Source organism: Bradyrhizobium arachidis (assembly GCF_024758505.1).
Classification (GTDB): Bacteria; Pseudomonadota; Alphaproteobacteria; order Rhizobiales; family Xanthobacteraceae; genus Bradyrhizobium; species Bradyrhizobium manausense_C.
Genome location: NZ_CP077970.1, coordinates 7182645 through 7200085, shown reverse-complemented (window position 1 = coordinate 7200085; position 17441 = coordinate 7182645). Strand labels below are relative to the sequence as shown.

18 protein-coding genes and 1 pseudogene are annotated in these 17441 nt (G+C 63.7%); 16 read left to right on the top strand and 3 right to left on the bottom strand.

Translation table 11 applies throughout. The annotated features are described in order from the left end of the window. The first annotated feature begins 19 nt into the window (after positions 1-19). The 13 genes and pseudogenes from KUF59_RS33530 to KUF59_RS33475 all read left to right on the top strand — a co-directional run bounded on the left by KUF59_RS33530 (position 20) and on the right by KUF59_RS33475 (position 12457). Positions 20-1057, top strand: coding sequence for a class 1 fructose-bisphosphatase (locus KUF59_RS33530; RefSeq protein WP_258767556.1), 1038 nt, complete (start codon positions 20-22; stop codon positions 1055-1057). Positions 1058-1069: 12 nt separating this feature from the next. Then, positions 1070-1945: a phosphoribulokinase gene (locus KUF59_RS33525; RefSeq protein ID WP_212401376.1), complete on the top strand. Its 876-nt coding sequence runs from the start codon at positions 1070-1072 to the stop codon at positions 1943-1945. Between the two features lie 16 nt (positions 1946-1961). Then, positions 1962-3992: a transketolase gene (gene tkt / locus KUF59_RS33520; protein ID WP_258767555.1), complete on the top strand. Its 2031-nt coding sequence runs from the start codon at positions 1962-1964 to the stop codon at positions 3990-3992. Further along, positions 3989-4996: a type I glyceraldehyde-3-phosphate dehydrogenase gene (gene gap, locus KUF59_RS33515; RefSeq protein WP_258767554.1), complete on the top strand. Its 1008-nt coding sequence runs from the start codon at positions 3989-3991 to the stop codon at positions 4994-4996. The genes tkt and gap overlap by 4 nt, the downstream gene beginning before the upstream one ends. 37 nt (positions 4997-5033) lie before the next feature. After that, positions 5034-6119: a class II fructose-bisphosphate aldolase gene (gene fba, locus KUF59_RS33510; RefSeq protein WP_258767553.1), complete on the top strand. Its 1086-nt coding sequence runs from the start codon at positions 5034-5036 to the stop codon at positions 6117-6119. A 34-nt stretch (positions 6120-6153) separates the two neighbouring features. Next, positions 6154-7614: a form I ribulose bisphosphate carboxylase large subunit gene (locus tag KUF59_RS33505; protein WP_258767552.1), complete on the top strand. Its 1461-nt coding sequence runs from the start codon at positions 6154-6156 to the stop codon at positions 7612-7614. An 11-nt stretch (positions 7615-7625) separates the two neighbouring features. Continuing rightward, positions 7626-8033, top strand: coding sequence for a ribulose bisphosphate carboxylase small subunit (locus KUF59_RS33500; RefSeq protein WP_258767551.1), 408 nt, complete (start codon positions 7626-7628; stop codon positions 8031-8033). A 104-nt stretch (positions 8034-8137) separates the two neighbouring features. Beyond that, the gene (gene cbbX, locus KUF59_RS33495; protein ID WP_258767550.1) at positions 8138-9073 is read left to right on the top strand and encodes a CbbX protein; all 936 of its coding nucleotides are present in this window, start codon (positions 8138-8140) and stop codon (positions 9071-9073) included. Further along, complete coding sequence (gene rpe, locus KUF59_RS33490) at positions 9070-9804, top strand: ribulose-phosphate 3-epimerase (RefSeq protein WP_258767549.1); 735 nt, start codon at positions 9070-9072, stop codon at positions 9802-9804. Before cbbX ends, rpe begins: the two co-directional genes overlap by 4 nt. 222 nt (positions 9805-10026) lie before the next feature. Continuing rightward, entirely contained in the window at positions 10027-10956 is a 930-nt protein-coding gene (locus KUF59_RS33485) for a GGDEF domain-containing protein (protein WP_258770060.1), read from the top strand. Beyond that, positions 10926-10997 (top strand): annotated as a pseudogene (locus KUF59_RS44135) (hypothetical protein); the annotation flags it as partial. The gene KUF59_RS33485 and the pseudogene KUF59_RS44135, both read left to right, overlap by 31 nt. Before the next feature lie 6 nt (positions 10998-11003). Beyond that, on the top strand, positions 11004-11873 hold the full coding sequence (locus KUF59_RS33480; RefSeq protein ID WP_258767548.1) for a putative bifunctional diguanylate cyclase/phosphodiesterase: 870 nt from the start codon (positions 11004-11006) through the stop codon (positions 11871-11873). Between the two features lie 371 nt (positions 11874-12244). Further along, positions 12245-12457, top strand: coding sequence for a hypothetical protein (locus tag KUF59_RS33475; RefSeq protein WP_212458798.1), 213 nt, complete (start codon positions 12245-12247; stop codon positions 12455-12457). A gap of 13 nt (positions 12458-12470) precedes the next feature. Here the strand turns inward: KUF59_RS33475 and KUF59_RS33470 are convergent, their stop codons facing one another. Both KUF59_RS33470 and KUF59_RS33465 read right to left on the bottom strand, forming a co-directional pair. After that, on the bottom strand, positions 12471-13838 hold the full coding sequence (locus KUF59_RS33470) for an NAD(P)/FAD-dependent oxidoreductase (RefSeq protein ID WP_212458797.1): 1368 nt from the start codon (positions 13836-13838) through the stop codon (positions 12471-12473). A 50-nt stretch (positions 13839-13888) separates the two neighbouring features. Next, positions 13889-14578 carry a GntR family transcriptional regulator gene (locus KUF59_RS33465; protein ID WP_258767547.1) on the bottom strand — a complete coding sequence of 230 codons (690 nt, stop codon included), beginning with the start codon at positions 14576-14578 and terminating at the stop codon, positions 13889-13891. Between the two features lie 148 nt (positions 14579-14726). On the opposite strand from KUF59_RS33465, the gene KUF59_RS33460 reads away from it, so the two are divergent. Together KUF59_RS33460 and KUF59_RS33455 are read left to right on the top strand one after the other, a co-directional pair. Then, positions 14727-15614 carry an amino acid ABC transporter substrate-binding protein gene (locus tag KUF59_RS33460; protein WP_258767546.1) on the top strand — a complete coding sequence of 296 codons (888 nt, stop codon included), beginning with the start codon at positions 14727-14729 and terminating at the stop codon, positions 15612-15614. An 18-nt stretch (positions 15615-15632) separates the two neighbouring features. Then, positions 15633-16409, top strand: coding sequence for an NAD(P)H-dependent oxidoreductase (locus tag KUF59_RS33455; RefSeq protein ID WP_258767545.1), 777 nt, complete (start codon positions 15633-15635; stop codon positions 16407-16409). 15 nt (positions 16410-16424) lie between these two features. Here KUF59_RS33455 and KUF59_RS33450 read toward each other — a convergent pair whose 3' ends face one another. Continuing rightward, positions 16425-17261, bottom strand: a complete 837-nt coding sequence (locus tag KUF59_RS33450; protein WP_258767544.1) for a universal stress protein — start codon at positions 17259-17261, stop codon at positions 16425-16427. Between KUF59_RS33450 and KUF59_RS33445 the strand changes: the two genes are divergently transcribed. Then, on the top strand, positions 17238-17417 hold the full coding sequence (locus tag KUF59_RS33445) for a hypothetical protein (protein WP_258767543.1): 180 nt from the start codon (positions 17238-17240) through the stop codon (positions 17415-17417). The two genes, KUF59_RS33450 and KUF59_RS33445, sit on opposite strands and share 24 nt — an antisense overlap. Positions 17418-17441 lie beyond the last annotated feature (24 nt).

Here is a 17441-nt window from a genome sequence, read left to right as displayed (position 1 = left end):
CGCAAGGGGACGGACGCAGATGACCGGGCAACTCAGGCTGGACGACTATCTTCAGCGGTACTCTGAAACCGCGCCGCATGCTCTTGCCGTCGCCGCCGCGGTCGATGCCATCGCGTCGGGGTCGATCGAAATCGCCGACCTCACCAGCACCGGACTGTTTGCGGACGCGTCCGGCCTGACCACGGGGCGCAACAGCGACGGCGATCTACAACGCGACCTCGACGTCCAGGCCGACGCCATCATCCGCCGCTGTCTCGCCCGGCTGCCGATCGCCGCGCTCGCCTCGGAAGAGATGCGCGAGCCGCAGATCGTCGACCGCGAGGGCAGGATTTGCGTCGCGATCGACCCGCTCGACGGCTCCTCCAACATCGACATCAACATGACCGTGGGCACGATCTTCTCGATCCTGCCTGCGCCTGACGATCTCGGCCTCGCGTTCCACCAGCGCGGCACGGCGCAGCTTGCGGCCGGTTTCGTCACCTACGGGCCGCAGACCTCGCTGGTGCTCACGCTTGGCGAGGGCGTCGACATCTTCACCTATGACCGCGCGGCCAAATGCTTCCGTCTCGCGCGCCGCGGCGTGCAGATTTCAGAGACGAGCGACGAGTTCGCAATCAACGCCTCGAACCGGCGGCACTGGGATCCGCCGGTGCGCGCCTTCATCGATGAGTGCCTCGCCGGCATCGACGGCCCCGCCAACCGCGATTTCAACATGCGCTGGATCGGCTCGCTGGTCGCGGAAGCCTACCGCATCCTCACCCGCGGCGGCGTGTTCCTCTATCCGTCCGACGCGCGGCCCGGCTACGGCGACGGCCGCCTGCGCCTGACCTATGAGGCGCATCCGGTCGCCTTCATCATGGAGCAGGCGGGAGGCGCTGCGACCACCGGGCGCGAGCGCATCCTGGATCTCGCCGCGCACAATCTGCACCAGCGCGTGCCCCTGATCATGGGATCGCACCACGAGGTGCGCCGCGTCGAGGAGCTGCATTGCGATCCGCTCCTCGTCGCCAGTGTTTCGGCGCCGCTGTTCGCGCGGCGCGGCTTCTTCCGGCTGTGAGCGAGGTGCCCCATGTCCCGAAAGCATCCGATCATCTCCATCACCGGCTCTTCCGGCGCAGGCACGACCTCCGTCAAGAAGACCTTTGAGCAGATCTTCTTCCGCGAGCGCGTCAACGCCGTCTACATCGAGGGCGATGCGTTCCACCGTTATGACCGCGCCGAGATGCGCGTGCGGATGGCGCAGGAGGCCGAGCGCGGCAACAAGCATTTCAGCCATTTCAGCCCGGACACGAACCTGTTCGAGGAGCTGGAGCGGGCGTTCCGCGACTATGGCGAGACCGGCACTGCGACGACGCGGCATTACGTCCATGATGCCGAGGAATCCGCGTTGCACGGTGCTGCGCCCGGCACGTTTACCGAGTGGAAGCAGCTTCCGGAGAATTCCGACCTGCTGTTCTACGAGGGGCTGCACGGCGCCGTCGTCACCGACAGGGTCAATGTCGCGCGCTATGCTGACTTAAAGATCGGCGTCGTGCCTGTCATCAATCTCGAATGGATCCAGAAGCTGCACCGCGATCGCAGCGCGCGGGGCTATTCGACGGAAGCCGTCACCGACACCATCCTGCGGCGGATGCCCGACTACATCCACTACATCTGCCCTCAGTTCACCGAGACCGACATCAACTTCCAGCGCGTGCCGACTGTGGATACGTCCAATCCGTTCATCGCGCGCTGGATCCCGACGCCGGACGAATCGATGGTCGTGATCCGCTTCAAGAATCCGCGTGGCATCGACTTTCCCTATCTGCTCTCGATGCTGCCGCAAAGCTGGATGTCGCGCGCGAATTCCATCGTCTGCCCGGGCGCGAAGCTCGATCTGGCAATGCAACTCATCCTGACGCCGCTGATCATGCAACTCATCGAACGCAAGCGAAGCCTGAAGTGAATAACGGGAGGATCTGATGAACATCTCGGTCCACGCCGAAGCCGATACCACCGCGGTCAGCCACCGCGATCTCGCCAATGCCGTCCGCTTCCTTGCGGTCGACGCCATCGAGAAATCCCAGTCCGGGCATCCCGGCCTGCCCATGGGCATGGCCGACGTCGCGACCGTCCTGTTCTCGCGCTTCCTGAAATTCGACTCTGCGCATCCGAACTGGCCGGACCGCGACCGCTTCGTGCTCTCGGCGGGCCACGGTTCGATGCTGCTCTATGCGCTGCTCCATCTCACCGGCGGCGACGTCAGCCTCGACGACATCAAGGCCTTCAGGCAATGGGGCTCGAAGACGCCGGGCCATCCGGAATACGGCCACACGCCGGGCGTCGAGACCACCACCGGCCCGCTGGGGCAGGGGATCGCCACCGCGGTCGGCATGGCGCTCGCCGAGCGCATGGCGAATGCACGGCATGGCGACGGCCTTGTCGATCACTTCACCTACGTCATCGCGGGCGACGGCTGCCTGATGGAAGGCATCAGCCAGGAGGCGATCTCGCTCGCCGGGCATCTGCAATTGTCCCGCCTGATCGTGCTATTCGACGACAACGGCATCTCCATCGACGGGGCGACGTCGCTGTCGACCTCGGACGATCACCTCGCGCGCTTCGCCGCCTCGGGCTGGTCGGTGCGCCGCGTGGATGGCCACGATGCCGAAGCCGTTGCACAGGCAATCGCCGAAGAACGCGCGACCGACAAGCCGTCGCTGATTGCCTGCCGCACCATCATCGGCTATGGCGCACCGGATCGTCAGGGCACCGAGAAGGCGCATGGCGCGCCGCTCGGCGCCGAGCAGACCGCGGCGGCGCGGCGGACGCTGGAATGGGACTATCAGCCCTTCGTCGTTCCGATCCCGATCCTGAAAGCCTGGCGGATGATTGGACAGCGCGGCCAGGTCGACCGCCTCGCCTGGCTCGATCGCTACGAGGACGCGACGCCTGCGCAACGCGAGCAGTTCATCGAGCGCAAGGCGGTGGCCCTGCCTGATACCTATGCCCAGGCCTCGGCCAAATTGCGCGAGAGCTTTGCGACCGAGCGCCCCAAGCTCGCGACACGACAGGCGTCGCAGCAGGTGCTGGACAGCATCGCGGCCACCATTCCGGGCCTCATTGGTGGTTCGGCGGACCTGACGCATTCGAACCTGACGCACGCCAAGAGCCAGCAGCCGGTCAAGCGCGGCACGTTCGCAGGCGCCTACATCCACTATGGCATCCGCGAGCACGGCATGGCGGCCGCGATGAACGGCCTCGCGCTGCATGGCGGCTTCATCCCCTATGGCGGCACGTTCCTCGCGTTCTCCGACTACAGCCGGCCGGCGATCAGGCTGGCGGCGTTGATGAAGCTCCGCGTCATCCATGTCATGACCCATGACTCCATCGGGCTCGGCGAGGATGGCCCGACGCACCAGCCGGTCGAGCATCTTGCCGCGCTCCGCGTGATTCCGAATCTCCTGGTGTTCCGCCCCGCCGATGCGGTCGAGACGCTGGAAGCCTGGGATTGCGCGCTGGAAGCGACGAACCGTCCCTCGGTGCTGTGCCTGTCGCGCCAGGCCTTGCCGACCTTCCGCAGCGATGCGCGCGGCAAGAACCGCGTCGCGCGCGGGGCTTATCTGGTCGTGACGCCCGACGGCGGCCGCGATGTCACGCTGATCGCGACCGGTTCGGAAGTTTCGCTCGCGATCGAAGCCGCGCGGCTGCTGGCGACCGAACATATCCGCGCGGCGGTCGTCTCGGCGCCCTGCTTTGCCCTCTTCGAAGAGCAGGACGACGATTATCGTGCGCAGGTGCTGGGAGCCGCGCCGCGCGTCGGCATCGAGGCCGCGGTAGCGGGCGACTGGCCGCGCTGGCTCGGCGCGGACGGTGAGTTCATCGGCATGCGCGGCTTCGGCGCTTCGGCGCCGGCGCCGGTGCTCTACCGCGAATTCGGCATCACCCCACAAAGCATTGCAGAAGCGGCCAGGCGCTCGGTTACCCGTCGCGCGGAAGGAAAAGCAGCATGAGCTTGCGTGTCGCCATCAATGGATTTGGCCGGATCGGACGCAACGTGCTGCGCGCGATCGTCGAGTCCAAACGCAACGACGTCGAGGTGGTTGCGATCAACGACCTCGGTTCGGTCGAGACCAACGCGCATCTCCTGCGGTTCGACTCGATCCACGGCCTGTTTCCTGGTGAGGTGAAGGTTGCCGGCGACACCATCGATGTTGGGCACGGTCCGATCAAGGTGACGGCGGTCAGGGACCCGGCGCAACTTCCGCATCGCGCGCTCGGCGTCGACGTCGCGCTCGAATGCACCGGCCTCTTCACCACGCGCGAGAAGGCAGCCGCGCATCTTCAGGCGGGGGCACGGCGCGTGCTGGTCTCGGCACCGGCCACCGAAGTCGATCTCACCGTGGTGTTCGGCGTCAATCATCTGAAACTCACGGGCGACCATATCGTGGTTTCCAACGCCTCTTGCTCGACCAATTGTCTCGCGCCGCTCGCCCAGGTGCTGGATGAGACCGTCGGCATCGAAAAGGGGTTTATGACCACGATCCATTCCTACACCGGCGATCAGCCAACGCTCGACACCTTCCACAAGGATCTCTACCGCGCCCGTGCCGCGGCGCTGTCGATGATCCCGACATCGACGGGCGCAGCCAAGGCGGTTGGCCTGGTGCTTCCGGAGCTCAAAGGCAAGCTCGATGGTGTCGCGATTCGCGTTCCCACCCCGAACGTGTCGGCGGTCGATTTCAAGTTCGTCGCAAAGCGCGCGACGACCGCTACGGAGATCAACGATGCCGTCATGGCAGCGGCGGGTCGACGGCTGAAGGGCGTTCTCGGCTTCACCGACGCACCCAACGTCTCCACCGATTTCAACCACGATCCGCGCTCCAGCATCGTCCATCTCGACCAGACCAAGGTGATGGACGGCAATCTGGTGCGGGTGATGAGCTGGTACGACAACGAATGGGGCTTTTCCAATCGTATGGCCGACACGGCGGTCGCGATGGGCCGGCTGATCTGAGCTGCTGGAAACAAAGACAAGCGAACGGAGATCTCTCTTGGCACGCATAACGCTTCGACAACTGCTGGATCACGCCGCTCACCACGGCTACGCCGTGCCCGCGTTCAACATCAACAACATGGAGCAGGGGATCGCGATCATGCAGGCGGCGGCTGACGTCGATGCGCCCGTCATCATCCAGGCCTCGCGCGGGGCGCGCAGCTATGCCGGCGACCTCATGCTCTCGCACATGATCGACGCGCTGGAGCGGACCTATCCCGACATCCCGCTCTGCATGCATCAGGACCACGGCAATGACGAGGCGACCTGCGCCAGCGCCATCGCCCACGGCTTCACCTCGGTCATGATGGACGGCTCGCTCAAGGCCGATGCCAAGACGGCGGCCGACTACGACTATAACGTTGCGATCACCCGCCGCGTCGTCGATCTCGCGCATTGGGTGGGAGCCTCAGTCGAAGGCGAACTCGGCGTGCTCGGCTCGCTCGAGCATGGTGGCGGCGAGCAGGAGGACGGCCACGGCGTCGAGGGCAAGGTGAGCCACGACCAGTTGCTGACCGATCCCGACCAGGCCGTGGAGTTTGTTCGCGCCACCAAGGTCGATGCGCTGGCGATCGCGATGGGCACCTCGCACGGCGCCTACAAGTTCAGTCGCAAGCCGGACGGCGACATCCTTGCGATGCGGGTGGTCGAGGAGATCCACCGCCGGCTGCCGAATACGCATCTCGTCATGCACGGCTCGTCGTCGGTGCCGCAGCCACTCCAGGACATGTTCAACCAGTTCGGCGGTGAGATGCCGCAAACCTGGGGCGTACCGGTCGAGGAGATCGTCCGCGGCATCAAGAGCGGCGTGCGCAAGGTCAATATCGATACCGATTGCCGCCTCGCGATGACCGCCGTGTTCCGAAGGGTCGCTGCGCAAACGCGCAGCGAGTTCGACCCGCGAAAATTCCTCAAGCCCGCGATGGATGCGATGCGCGACCTCTGCCGCGAACGCTTCGAGCAGTTCGGCACTGCCGGACACGCCGGCAAGATCAAGGTCACTCCGATGAGCGAGATGGCGCGGCGGTACCGTGCCGGCGAACTCGATCCGCGCATCGATATCAGCGAGCCGGTCGCGGCCTGACCAATCAGAGAGCAGAGAAAAACAGGAGAGAGCCATGAATGCACACGCAGGAACCGTCCGCGGCAAGGAGCGCTATCGCTCGGGCGTGATGGAATACAAGCGCATGGGCTATTGGGAGCCGGACTATGTGCCGAAGGACACCGACGTCATCGCGCTGTTCCGCGTGACGCCGCAAGAGGGGGTCGACCCGATCGAGGCGTCGGCCGCGGTTGCCGGCGAATCCTCGACCGCGACCTGGACGGTGGTGTGGACCGATCGTCTTACGGCTGCGGAAAAATATCGTGCCAAGTGCTATCGCGTCGATCCTGTGCCGGGCACGCCGGGCTCCTACTTTGCCTATATCGCCTATGACCTCGATCTGTTCGAGCCGGGCTCGATCGCGAACCTGTCGGCCTCGATCATCGGCAACGTCTTCGGCTTCAAGCCGCTGAAGGCACTGCGGCTCGACGACATGCGCTTCCCGGTCGCCTATGTGAAGACGTTCCAGGGACCGGCGACCGGCATCGTCGTCGAGCGCGAGCGGCTCGACAAGTTCGGTCGGCCGCTGCTGGGCGCGACGGTGAAGCCGAAGCTCGGTCTCTCCGGTCGCAACTACGGCCGCGTGGTCTATGAGGCGCTGAAGGGCGGGCTCGACTTCACCAAGGACGACGAGAACATCAACTCGCAGCCCTTCATGCACTGGCGCGACCGTTTCCTGTACTGCATGGAGGCCGTCAACCGCGCTCAGGCTGCCTCAGGTGAAGTGAAAGGCACTTACCTGAACGTGACAGCGGGAACGATGGAGGACATGTACGAGCGCGCGGAGTTCGCGAAAGAGCTCGGGTCCTGCATCGTCATGATCGACCTCGTGATCGGCTACACCGCGATCCAGTCCATGGCGAAATGGGCGCGGCGCAACGACATGATCCTGCATCTGCATCGCGCCGGCCACTCGACCTATACGCGACAGAAGAGCCACGGCGTGTCGTTCCGCGTCATCGCCAAATGGATGCGCCTTGCCGGCGTCGACCACATCCATGCCGGCACCGTGGTCGGCAAGCTCGAGGGCGATCCCAACACCACGCGCGGCTATTACGACGTCTGCCGCGAGGATTTTAACCCGATGAAGCTCGAGCATGGCCTGTTCTTCGACCAGCCCTGGGCGAGCCTCAACAAGATGATGCCGGTGGCCTCCGGCGGCATTCATGCCGGCCAGATGCACCAGCTGATCGACCTGCTCGGCGAGGACGTCGTGCTGCAATTCGGCGGCGGCACGATCGGCCACCCCATGGGCATTGCGGCCGGCGCGATCGCCAACCGCGTGGCGTTGGAAGCGATGATCCTCGCCCGCAACGAGGGCCGCGACTATGTCCACGAGGGTCCGGAGATTTTGGCAAAGGCCGCCCAGACCTGCACGCCGCTGAAGGCCGCGCTCGAGGTCTGGAAGGACGTCACCTTCAACTATCAATCCACCGACACGCCGGACTTCGTGCCGACGGCACTGGAAACCGTCTAGGGAGACGCAACATGAAACTCACACAAGGCTGCTTTTCCTTCCTGCCCGATCTCACCGACGAGCAGATCACCAGGCAGGTGCAGTACTGTCTGGCCAACAACTGGGCGGTGAATATCGAGTTCACCGACGATCCGCATCCCCGCAACACCTATTGGGAGATGTGGGGCCTGCCGATGTTCGATCTCCAGGATGCCGCCGGCGTCATGATGGAGCTCGCCGAATGCCGCAGGGTCTATGGCGACAAATACATCCGCATCAGCGGTTTCGACTCCAGCCATGGCTGGGAGTCGGTGCGGATCTCCTTCCTGGTCAACCGGCCGCCGCGTGAGGCCGAGTTCGAGCTGGTCCGGCAGGAGGTTGCCGGCCGCGCCATCCGCTACACCACGGTGCGCAAGCAGACCGCACCGGCTGCGCCGTAGCGCATGCCCGTTCTCCGCGCGGAGCTCTCCCAGCTCCGCATCCTTGGCGGACCACTGCTTCGCCGCCTCCCTCCGCGGCGAAGCCTTTTTCTCAGGGACGGCCCATGCTTGATGTGCCCCACGCGACGTCGACCGAAACCAGCGAAACCGCCTTCGACCTGCGCAAGGAGGCCGAGGCCGCCGGGATTACCGAGACACTGCAACAGCTCGAGCAGGAGCTGATCGGGCTCAAACCGGTGAAGAGCCGGGTACGCCAGATCGCGTCGCTGCTGCTGATCGAGCGCATCCGGCAGCGGGCGGGCCTCGTCTCCGCACCGCCGACGCTGCACATGTCCTTCACCGGCAATCCCGGCACCGGCAAAACCACAGTTGCGCTCCGCATGGCAAAGATCCTGCACGGGCTCGGCTTCGTGCGGCGCGGGCAGGTGATCTCGGTGACGCGCGACGATCTCGTTGGGCAATATATCGGTCACACCGCGCCGAAGACGAAGGAGATATTGAAGAAGGCGATGGGCGGCGTGCTGTTCATCGACGAGGCCTACTACCTGCACCGGCCCGACAACGAGCGCGACTACGGCCAGGAGGCGATCGAGATCCTGCTTCAGGTCATGGAGAACCAGCGCGAGGACCTCGTCGTCATCCTCGCCGGCTATGGCGAGCGGATGACGAGCTTCTTTGCCTCCAATCCCGGCTTCCGCTCGCGCATCGCCCACCACATCGAATTCCCCGATTATTCGGAAGCCGAGCTGCTGTTCATCTCGGAACTGATGCTGAGGGAGTGCGGCTATCGTTTCTCGAGCCAGGCGCGCGAAGCGTTTGAAAGATACATCGCGCTGCGCCGGACGCAGCCGTTCTTTTCCAATGCGCGCTCGATCCGCAACGCGGTCGATCGCATCCGGCTGCGGCAGGCCGATCGCCTGGTATCCGATCTCGACCGCATGCTCGATGTCGCCGATCTCGAGACCATCGAATCCGCTGACGTGCTGGCGAGCCGCGTGTTCGCCGGCGGGGCAGATGCAATGAGGGGATCAAAACCATGACCAAGGAGATCGTGATTGCGCCCTCGATCCTGGCCGCAAACTTTGCCCGGCTCGGCGAGGAGATCGCCGCAATCGACGCCGCCGGTGCAGACTGGATCCATTGCGACGTGATGGATGGCCACTTTGTGCCGAACATCAGTTTTGGCGCCGACGTGATCAAGGCTGTCAGGCCCTTCACCACGAAGACATTCGATGTCCACCTGATGATCGCGCCGGTCGATCCCTATCTCGAAGCCTTTGCAAAAGCCGGTGCCGACATCATCACCGTGCATGCCGAAGCGGGGCCGCATCTCGATCGCTCGCTGCAGGCGATCCGCGCGCTCGGCAAGAAGGCCGGCGTCAGCCTGTGTCCGGCAACGCCGGAGAGCGCGCTCGACTATGTGCTCGACCGCGTCGATCTGATTCTCGTCATGACCGTCAATCCCGGTTTTGGCGGCCAGTCCTTTCTGGGATCGCAGATCGAGAAGATCCAGCGCATCCGTGCCATGATCGGCGATCGACCGATCCGGCTCGAGGTCGATGGCGGCGTCACCCGCGACAATGCGGCGATCGTTGCCGCGGCCGGTGCCGATACGCTGGTCGCGGGCTCCGCCGTGTTCCGCGGCAACAGCAGTGCCGACTACGCCAACAATATCGCCGCGATCCGTGTCGCGGCAGAGGGAGGCCGTGTTCCAACGCGGAACTATAGTTCGGCGACAACGCGTGCTGACGAGGGCGAGCTCGTCCGTTAGCCCGAAGGGCGGTCTCATCGCTCCGTGGTTCTACGGAGAATGCCTAGAAAGTGGCAGTCGCCTTCGGGTCCGGGGTAACCAAAGCCCGGATTCCAGAGTGCAGATTAACGTGCGTGCAATGCACCGCGCTTCAATCTGCCGCTGGAAAGCCGAGAGGCGTGGGATGCCAATTCAAGGTCATGACCGGAATGCACGCTGCTCGCCGGAGACGGCGGTGTGAGCATGCATCGTCTTCTCGCCGAACAATTGCGGTTATCCGTCGACGACACCGGTCAGATCGACCTGGACAGGCTCGGCGAGCTCGTCAATGCGGCCTATGAGGAGAACGACCGCAGCCAGCGGCGCATGAGCGAAGAACTCGCGCAGACGCACGATCGGGCGGAACAGGATCTGCTGCGCACCCGCGAATTCCTCGACACCATCATCGAGAACATCCCGATCGCGGTATTCGCCAAGGACGCGAGGGACTCGCGATACATCCTGCTCAATCGTGCCGGCGAAGAATATTACGGCCTGCCGCGCGAGCAGATGCTCGGCAGGACGCCGGAGGAGATCTTTCCCGAAGACGTTGCCCGCGTCGTCACCGAGCAGGACCGTCGCGTGGTCGATGGTGGCGCGCCGATGTTTCTCGAGGACCATCTGCTCGAGGTCGGCGTCAAGGGCCACGACCGGGTGGTCAATTCGCGCAAGTTACTGATCACGGATGCCGCAGGCGCCCCGCAATATCTGGTCGGCGTGATCGAGGACGTCACCGAGCGGATCGCCAACCAGGCGCGGATCAGCCATCTCGCGCATCACGATGCGCTGACCGATCTGCCCAACCGCAGCGCCTTCAATGAGGCCTTGGCCGAGCGGCTGACGCGGGCGCAGGACGCGTGTACCAGCTTCGCCGTGCTCAGCCTCGATCTCGACCGCTTCAAGGAAGTCAACGACGTATTCGGCCATCCCGTCGGCGATATGCTGATGCGCGCCGCGGGCGACCGGCTCAGAGCCGAGGCGGACGGCGCCTTCGTCGCCCGCATTGGCGGCGACGAGTTCATGATCCTGATGGACGATGATGTTTCGCGCGACGAGGTGCTTGCGCTGGCCGAACGGCTGGTCGAGACGATCGGCAACTCGAAATCGACGACTATCTGCTTCATGTCGGCCTGAGCGTCGGAATCGCGCTCTACCCGCACGATGGCTTCGATGCCGGCACCTTGCTCGCCAACGCCGACTCCGCGCTCTACCGCGCCAAGCGCGAGGGCAGGGGCACGGTGCGCTTCTTCGAAACCGAGATGGACCAGGAGCTGCGCGATCGCCGGCTGCTGCAGCACGACCTGCGGCAGGCGCTGGAGCAGAACCAGTTCATGGCCCACTTCCAGCCGCAGGCGAAGATGGACGGCGAGATCGTCGGCTTCGAGGCGCTTCTGCGCTGGCAGCATCCAACGCGCGGCTTCGTGCCGCCGGACCAGTTTATCCCGCTGGCCGAGGAAGCGGGTTCGATCATCCCGATCGGCGAATGGGTGCTGCGCGAGGCCTGCCGGGAGGCGGCCTCCTGGCCGAGGCCTCTTCAGGTCGCGGTCAATTTGTCGCCGTGTCAGTTCCAGGCCGGCGATCTCCAGGGCACGATCCACCAGATCCTGATGGAGACCGGTCTTGCTCCGACGCGGCTCGAGGTCGAGATCACGGAAGGGGTGCTGATCGGCGATTTCACCGGCGCGCTCAACCTGCTGCGACGGCTGAAGGCGCTCGGTATCCGCATCGCCATGGACGATTTCGGCACCGGCTATTCCTCGCTGTCCTACCTCCAGTCGTTTCCGTTCGACAAGATCAAGATCGACCGCAGCTTCATCTCAAATCTCGAAAGTACGCCGCAGTCGACGGAGATCGTGCGCGCAGTGCTCGGGCTTGCCCACGCGCTCAACATTCCCGTGGTGGCGGAAGGCGTGGAGACGGAGGCCCAGCGGGCGTTCCTTGCCCGCGAAGCCTGCGAGGAGATGCAGGGTTATCTCGTTGGCCGTCCCGATCTGATCGAACGGTATCTGGATGTCATCGGCGCGACCGTGGAACACCGTCGCTACGGCTGACCCATTGCGCAAAACGAAAGAGCCGCCGGTCGATCGCCTAGCGGCTCGGTGAGTAGTCGGGCTTCCGCTGATGCGGCGACCCATGTGTACCGCCGTTACCTTGTTTGCGGCCATACGCGGAAACATATACGCCGGGACACGTGATCGGGCTGTGACCTGCGCCACACAGCGCAACCTTTGTCGCTCCATCGGCATTGAGTCCGCGCTGCGTAAACTTTCGCGGGTTTGACGCAAAGCAAAGCGGCTTCGCTGATGTTCATGTTAACCGTCAGCCGAAACAGCAGGCGTGCGCAGCAAATGTTTCGCACAACCGCAATGTCCCTGACGTAATCCGGAGGAATAAGCCGGACATGAGTGGGAGGGAGATTCTCATGGAGAACGTCCGTCGTTACCGGGCACTGGCGTCCCTCTGCCGTCAGCAGGCGGCCTACCGCCCGCTGCAGAGCTGGGATCTCCTCGGCCAGGCCGAGCATTTCGAACATCTCGCCGAAACGGAACTCAAGGCGCATTTCGACGCCTGCAATGCGGAACGCGCCGACGACAAGGCCGCCGCAGCGCAGTGGGAAGGCAACGCGGCGGCGTGAGCAACGAGCCGGATTAAAGCAAGCCGCGGCTGTCGCTGCGCCTGAGTTCGTCCATCAGGGCCTCGTCCTGATATCTCGCGAGCGAAAGGACATTGGCAAATGACGGGGCGGGGGCGCCCACGACAGCGCGTGCGCAGAGATCACCCGCAGCGCATGCCGACATGGTACCAAATCCCGACAGCGCGGTTGCAAGGAACACCCCGGGCGTCCGTGCCGCGCCGATCAGCGGCCAATTTTCTTTAGTCATCGGATAGTAGCCGCCGTAATGCACGCGGTCTCGCGGCAAGGCGCCAAGATATTGCCTGAGAGCGGGTTGAAGCCGACTAGCTGCGCGCAGAACGATCTCCGGGAAGTGGGGATTGAGTTCCGGTTCGCGAACCGGCTCGCTCGGCTCGTGGTTGAATGCCCAGCCGAGCTTGATCCAGTCGCCGTGGTCGCCGCCATCGGGCCGGCAGTGGATGCTGCCTGGCATCGGCTCCAGCAGCCGCGCAAATTCAGGCGCGGCCGCAAGCGCCTCTCGCTCGTCATCGGACCAGGCGAGAGATTGACCGTCGAGGTCGATGGAGAAGGGCAGCCGGCGGTCGACCGCACCATTGCGGTCGGCGAAGGCGATCTTTTGCTGCAGTACGTTCAGGATCGGAAGCTTTTCGCCGTGCATCGCCGCCACGTGAGCTGCAAAAGGCCCTGCCGCGTTGACGATGATGTCGGCCTTGACGGTCTGACGTGTGCCACCGTCGATGATGTCGACCGCAAATCGATCGGTCTTGGCGATGCCCAAGACCTTCGCCTGTTGGAACCGAACGCCGAGCGGACGCATGGTCTCGAGCATGTACTGACCGAGTTGCTGCCCGCTGATATCGCCGGCCCGGCGGATGTGCAGTCCTGTGGCGACCTCCTTGTCGAACATCGGATAGTATTTCTGGATCAGCTCGCGGCCGAGCAGCACGTCGACGCCATCCGGCGCGGTCTGCCAATCCGCAGACGTCGGCGGCGAATAGCCTTTGCCGGAGCCTTCATGCATCCGGATCAGCCTGGATGCAGACGCCCCGTAGCCGGCAAACAATTGCTGCAACAATTCCTCCGGCTTCTCGTCGCGCGTTGCGAGAAAATACCCGCGCCGTGTCATGTTGAAGCGGTTGTCGGTGCGGCGCGCGATGTCTTCCATGAGGTCGGTGCTGTGGTCGGTGAACGCCGCCATCGTCGGATGCGGCCACCAATTGCGATAGTTCTCGCCCGACTGCGCCGAGGTGAGCGCCATCGGCTGCCCTTCGTCCACGATCAGAAGGCGCGAGCGCTTCTGCTCCACCGCAAGGAAATAGGCTGTGGCGATGCCGGCGATGCCGGCACCGATGACCAATATCTCGACGTCGTTCGCCTTCACGCGCACTCTCCTACTGGCGATTATTCATATGTTTGAATGCGGTCGACCGATCAGCCTTCCGTCCCACGCAAGGCGTGACGTTGCGCGGATCTCAGCGTCTTTTGCGTCTGCACGATATGATCGCGCAGCAGCCGGACGGCCTTTTCGACCTCGCCGTCGCGACTGAATTCGAGCAATTGGTAATGCTCGCGCTGCGGCCGTTCCTTGCCGGTCGCGCGGGACACGAGGGCCCGCGTGAACCGGCTGACATGCCCATAGTTCGCGTCGATCATTGCAAGCAGGCGAGGGCTATTGCACGGCGCATAGAGCATCTTGTGGAAGCGCCAGTTGAATGTGCCCCATTGTTCGGGATCCGGCGCCTTGTCGTAAGAGCTGAGGAGTTTCCGGGCCTCGTCGAGATCGATCTCGCTCATGGCGGGAATTGCGAGCCGCAACGCATGACATTCGAGCGCGATGCGGATTTCAAGCAGCTCGATCACCTCGTCGATCGACATGTCCGAGACGACTGCGCCGCGATTGGGCAGGAAGGTCACGAAACCCTCGGCCTCCAACTGGCGGAGCGCCTCCCTCACGGGAATGCGGCTCGTTCCGAAGCGCTCGGCGAGTTCGTCCTGGCGAAGCTGTAGCCCGGGGGCTAGTTCGCCCGAGCTGATCGCGAGTCTCAGCGCGTCGCGTACCGAATCCGGCGTCGATCCGTGACCTCCGGTGCTTCGGATCTTGGCAGCTATCCCGACTCCCATTGGCTTCCTCTCGAGGACGAGACGCACGACGTTTGCCTGCGATGGTATTGTATAAAATCAATTTGCCGATTATGCAACACGAGTGTATAAAATCTTGCGTGATCGTATCCAAATGATCGTCCCGGGTTGGCTAAGCAGGAGTAAGGCTATGAAAGGATTGTTTTATTCGCTTGTCGCTGCGACCGTCCTTGTCGCCCCCGTGCAGGCCCAATCACCCGGTGGGACGTTGGCCAAAATCAAGGAGACCGGTGAAATCCGGCTCGGGCATCGCGACGTTTCGGTGCCGTTCTCCTATCTCGACGACAATCAAAAGCCGATCGGGTTCGCGATGGACCTCTGCACCAGGATCGTCGACGCCGTGAAAGTTGAACTCAAGCTGCCGTCGATCCAGACCAAGCTCCAGCCGATCCAGCTCAGCACGCAGATCCCGCTCATCCAGAACGGCACCATCGACATCGTCTGTGGTCCGGCGACCAACACGCTGGAGCGGCAAAAGGTGGTAGCCTTCAGTGACACGATCTTCGTGTCGAGCATTCGCGCCGTCGTGCGTAAGGACGCGCCGATCAAGGCGTTCGAGGATCTGAACGAGAAGCCGGTGTCGCTGACCACAGGCTCGACGTCGATTGCGCTGCTGGCCTCTCGCGCCCAGGAGAAGAAGTTCCAGACCAAGAACGTCCTGTCCGCTGATCACGCCGCATCGTTCCTCGCGCTGACCACGGGCCGCAGCGAAGCCTTCGTGATGGACGACATCCTGCTTGCCAGCCTCATTGCCAACAGCGCCAAACCCGACGACTGGCGCATCATCGACGACAGCCTGCGTACCGAGCCGTATGGGCTCATCATCCGCAAGGACGATCCGGAGTTCAAGGAGCTGGTCGACAGGACGCTGGTTGCGATGATGCAGGGCAAGGAGTTCGGCGAGCTCTACGCCAAATGGTTCATGACTCCGATCCCGCCCAAGAACGTGAATCTGAAATTCCCGATGACGGCGCCGCTGAAGGACGCGGTTACAAATCCGAACGACAAGGGAGTCTGATCGACCGGGAGCCGTTTCGTGCACGCTCATTTCGTACTTGCTCATCCGGAGCCGCAATCTTTCAATGCCCATCTGGTTCGATCCGGCATCGACGCGCTGCGGGCCGCTGGCTGGAGCGCCAGCGTATCGGACCTCTACGCGATAGGGTTCGATCCGTGCGAACGAGGCGACTATTTCGCCGACCGGGTTGATCCTCGTCGCTTCGACGTACAGTCGGAGCAACGCCACGCCTCCGAACACGGATCGCTACCCGCGCATGTCCGCGAAGAGCTGGAACGCATGGACCGCGCCGACCTGCTCATCCTGCAATATCCGATGTGGTGGCATCTGCCGCCGGCCATCCTGAAGGGCTGGTTCGACCGGGTATGGGCCTATGGCGCCGCGTATACGAGCACAAAGCGGTTCGAAGGCGGCCGTTTCGTCGGCAAGCGGGCGATGCTGTCGGTCACTGTGGGTACCAGCCGCGAGACCTACATGCACGACGGTCGCAGCGGAGATATCGACCTGATGCTGTGGCCGGTAAACTTCAATCTGGCCTATGTCGGCTACACCGTGGTCGATCACTTCGTGTCGTACGGCGTAGAAGCCGGACTGCGTTATTCGGACCCGTCCGAGATCGAAGCTCGGTTGAAACGGATCGTCGCCGATTTTCGGGCCTCTCTTCGCGAGATCGACAAGCGGAGCGCCATCCCCTTCAACCGAAAGGCCGAGTGGGGCGCCGACGGACGCATCGTAGCGGGAGCGCCCATCCACTCGCCCTTCATCCGGCGCAAGCAGGTGCTGGATCTGGAGTGATCTGGCTGATCGATCCTAATGCGACATCAGCGTCGGCACCGTCATGGATTGCAGCATGGCGCGGGTGACGCCGCCGAGAAAGCTTTCCTGAAGCCGCGAATGGCCGTAGCCGCCCATCACCAGCAGGTCGAGGGTTTCGTCAGCCGCCAGTGACAGGATGGTCGGCTGGATATCGGCGCGCGTCGCCGAGACGCTGACGATCCGTGACGAGAGGCCAAGCCTTGCGAGATGTTTTGCAACAGCGTCGGCCGAGGCCTCGCCCGGAGCAGACTCGGCTTCGTTCACCGCGATGATGACGATCTCTTCGGCCCGTATCAGCAGCGGCATGGCATCGCGCAAGGCGCGCGCGGCGACACGGCTACCGTCCCAGCACACGCCGATCCGCTCGGTCTTGAAGGACCCACGATAGATGTGGGGCAGGAACAGCACGGGGCCGCCCGACTGGAACAGGATCTCGCGTGGCACGTCGTTGTCGAACGAACCGTGCTCCGGATCGGGCTGCAGAACGACACTGAGATCGTAGAGCCGTGCCATCGCGCCGACGGCGTTCGCCGCGTCCGGCGGCATGGCGCCGAGCGGGTGGCAGGAATAGGCGATGCCGGCGTTCTTCGCTTCGGACTCAAAGACCGAAAGCGCCGTTGCGGCGCGCTCCATCGCGCGGTCGCGCTCCATCTCGAACACGGCGGCAACCGCGGCGCCGCCTTCCACGACGTAGGCCGTCGAGGTCGCGACATAGCCGACCGATACGGCGTCGAGACGGGCGTTGAGGCTTGCGGCCAGCGAAATCGAGCCGTCGATCACAGGGCGCATCGGCCGTTCGGTCGGGATATGGACGAGGATGTCTTTGATCATGGCGAATCTCCGGCCAGCATCGGTGTCGGCCCGATCATCGTCCTGCGTAGGCCGGCGCACCTTGAGCTGCGTCAAGGCCGAGGTGCGAATTGGCTTGCGGCCGCCGGTCGCAGTTTCTTTGCCAAGGACTTTGCCAAGAACTTTGCCAAGAATTAATCGCCTGGACGGGACGCCGTAATG

Excerpts from the sequence above, each read along its gene's own strand:
- rpe (WP_258767549.1), top strand. The coding sequence starts at position 9,070 with ATGACCAAGGAGATCGTGATTGCGCCCTCGATCCTGGCCGCAAACTTT.
- tkt (WP_258767555.1), top strand. The coding sequence starts at position 1,962 with ATGAACATCTCGGTCCACGCCGAAGCCGATACCACCGCGGTCAGCCAC.
- KUF59_RS33530 (WP_258767556.1), top strand. The coding sequence starts at position 20 with ATGACCGGGCAACTCAGGCTGGACGACTATCTTCAGCGGTACTCTGAA.
- KUF59_RS33505 (WP_258767552.1), top strand. The coding sequence starts at position 6,154 with ATGAATGCACACGCAGGAACCGTCCGCGGCAAGGAGCGCTATCGCTCG.
- KUF59_RS33500 (WP_258767551.1), top strand. The coding sequence starts at position 7,626 with ATGAAACTCACACAAGGCTGCTTTTCCTTCCTGCCCGATCTCACCGAC.
- KUF59_RS33485 (WP_258770060.1), top strand. The coding sequence starts at position 10,027 with ATGCATCGTCTTCTCGCCGAACAATTGCGGTTATCCGTCGACGACACC.
- KUF59_RS33450 (WP_258767544.1), bottom strand. The coding sequence starts at position 17,261 with ATGATCAAAGACATCCTCGTCCATATCCCGACCGAACGGCCGATGCGC.
- KUF59_RS33475 (WP_212458798.1), top strand. The coding sequence starts at position 12,245 with ATGGAGAACGTCCGTCGTTACCGGGCACTGGCGTCCCTCTGCCGTCAG.
- KUF59_RS33465 (WP_258767547.1), bottom strand. The coding sequence starts at position 14,578 with ATGGGAGTCGGGATAGCTGCCAAGATCCGAAGCACCGGAGGTCACGGA.
- KUF59_RS33445 (WP_258767543.1), top strand. The coding sequence starts at position 17,238 with ATGGACGAGGATGTCTTTGATCATGGCGAATCTCCGGCCAGCATCGGT.
- KUF59_RS33525 (WP_212401376.1), top strand. The coding sequence starts at position 1,070 with ATGTCCCGAAAGCATCCGATCATCTCCATCACCGGCTCTTCCGGCGCA.
- cbbX (WP_258767550.1), top strand. The coding sequence starts at position 8,138 with ATGCTTGATGTGCCCCACGCGACGTCGACCGAAACCAGCGAAACCGCC.
- KUF59_RS33460 (WP_258767546.1), top strand. The coding sequence starts at position 14,727 with ATGAAAGGATTGTTTTATTCGCTTGTCGCTGCGACCGTCCTTGTCGCC.
- gap (WP_258767554.1), top strand. The coding sequence starts at position 3,989 with ATGAGCTTGCGTGTCGCCATCAATGGATTTGGCCGGATCGGACGCAAC.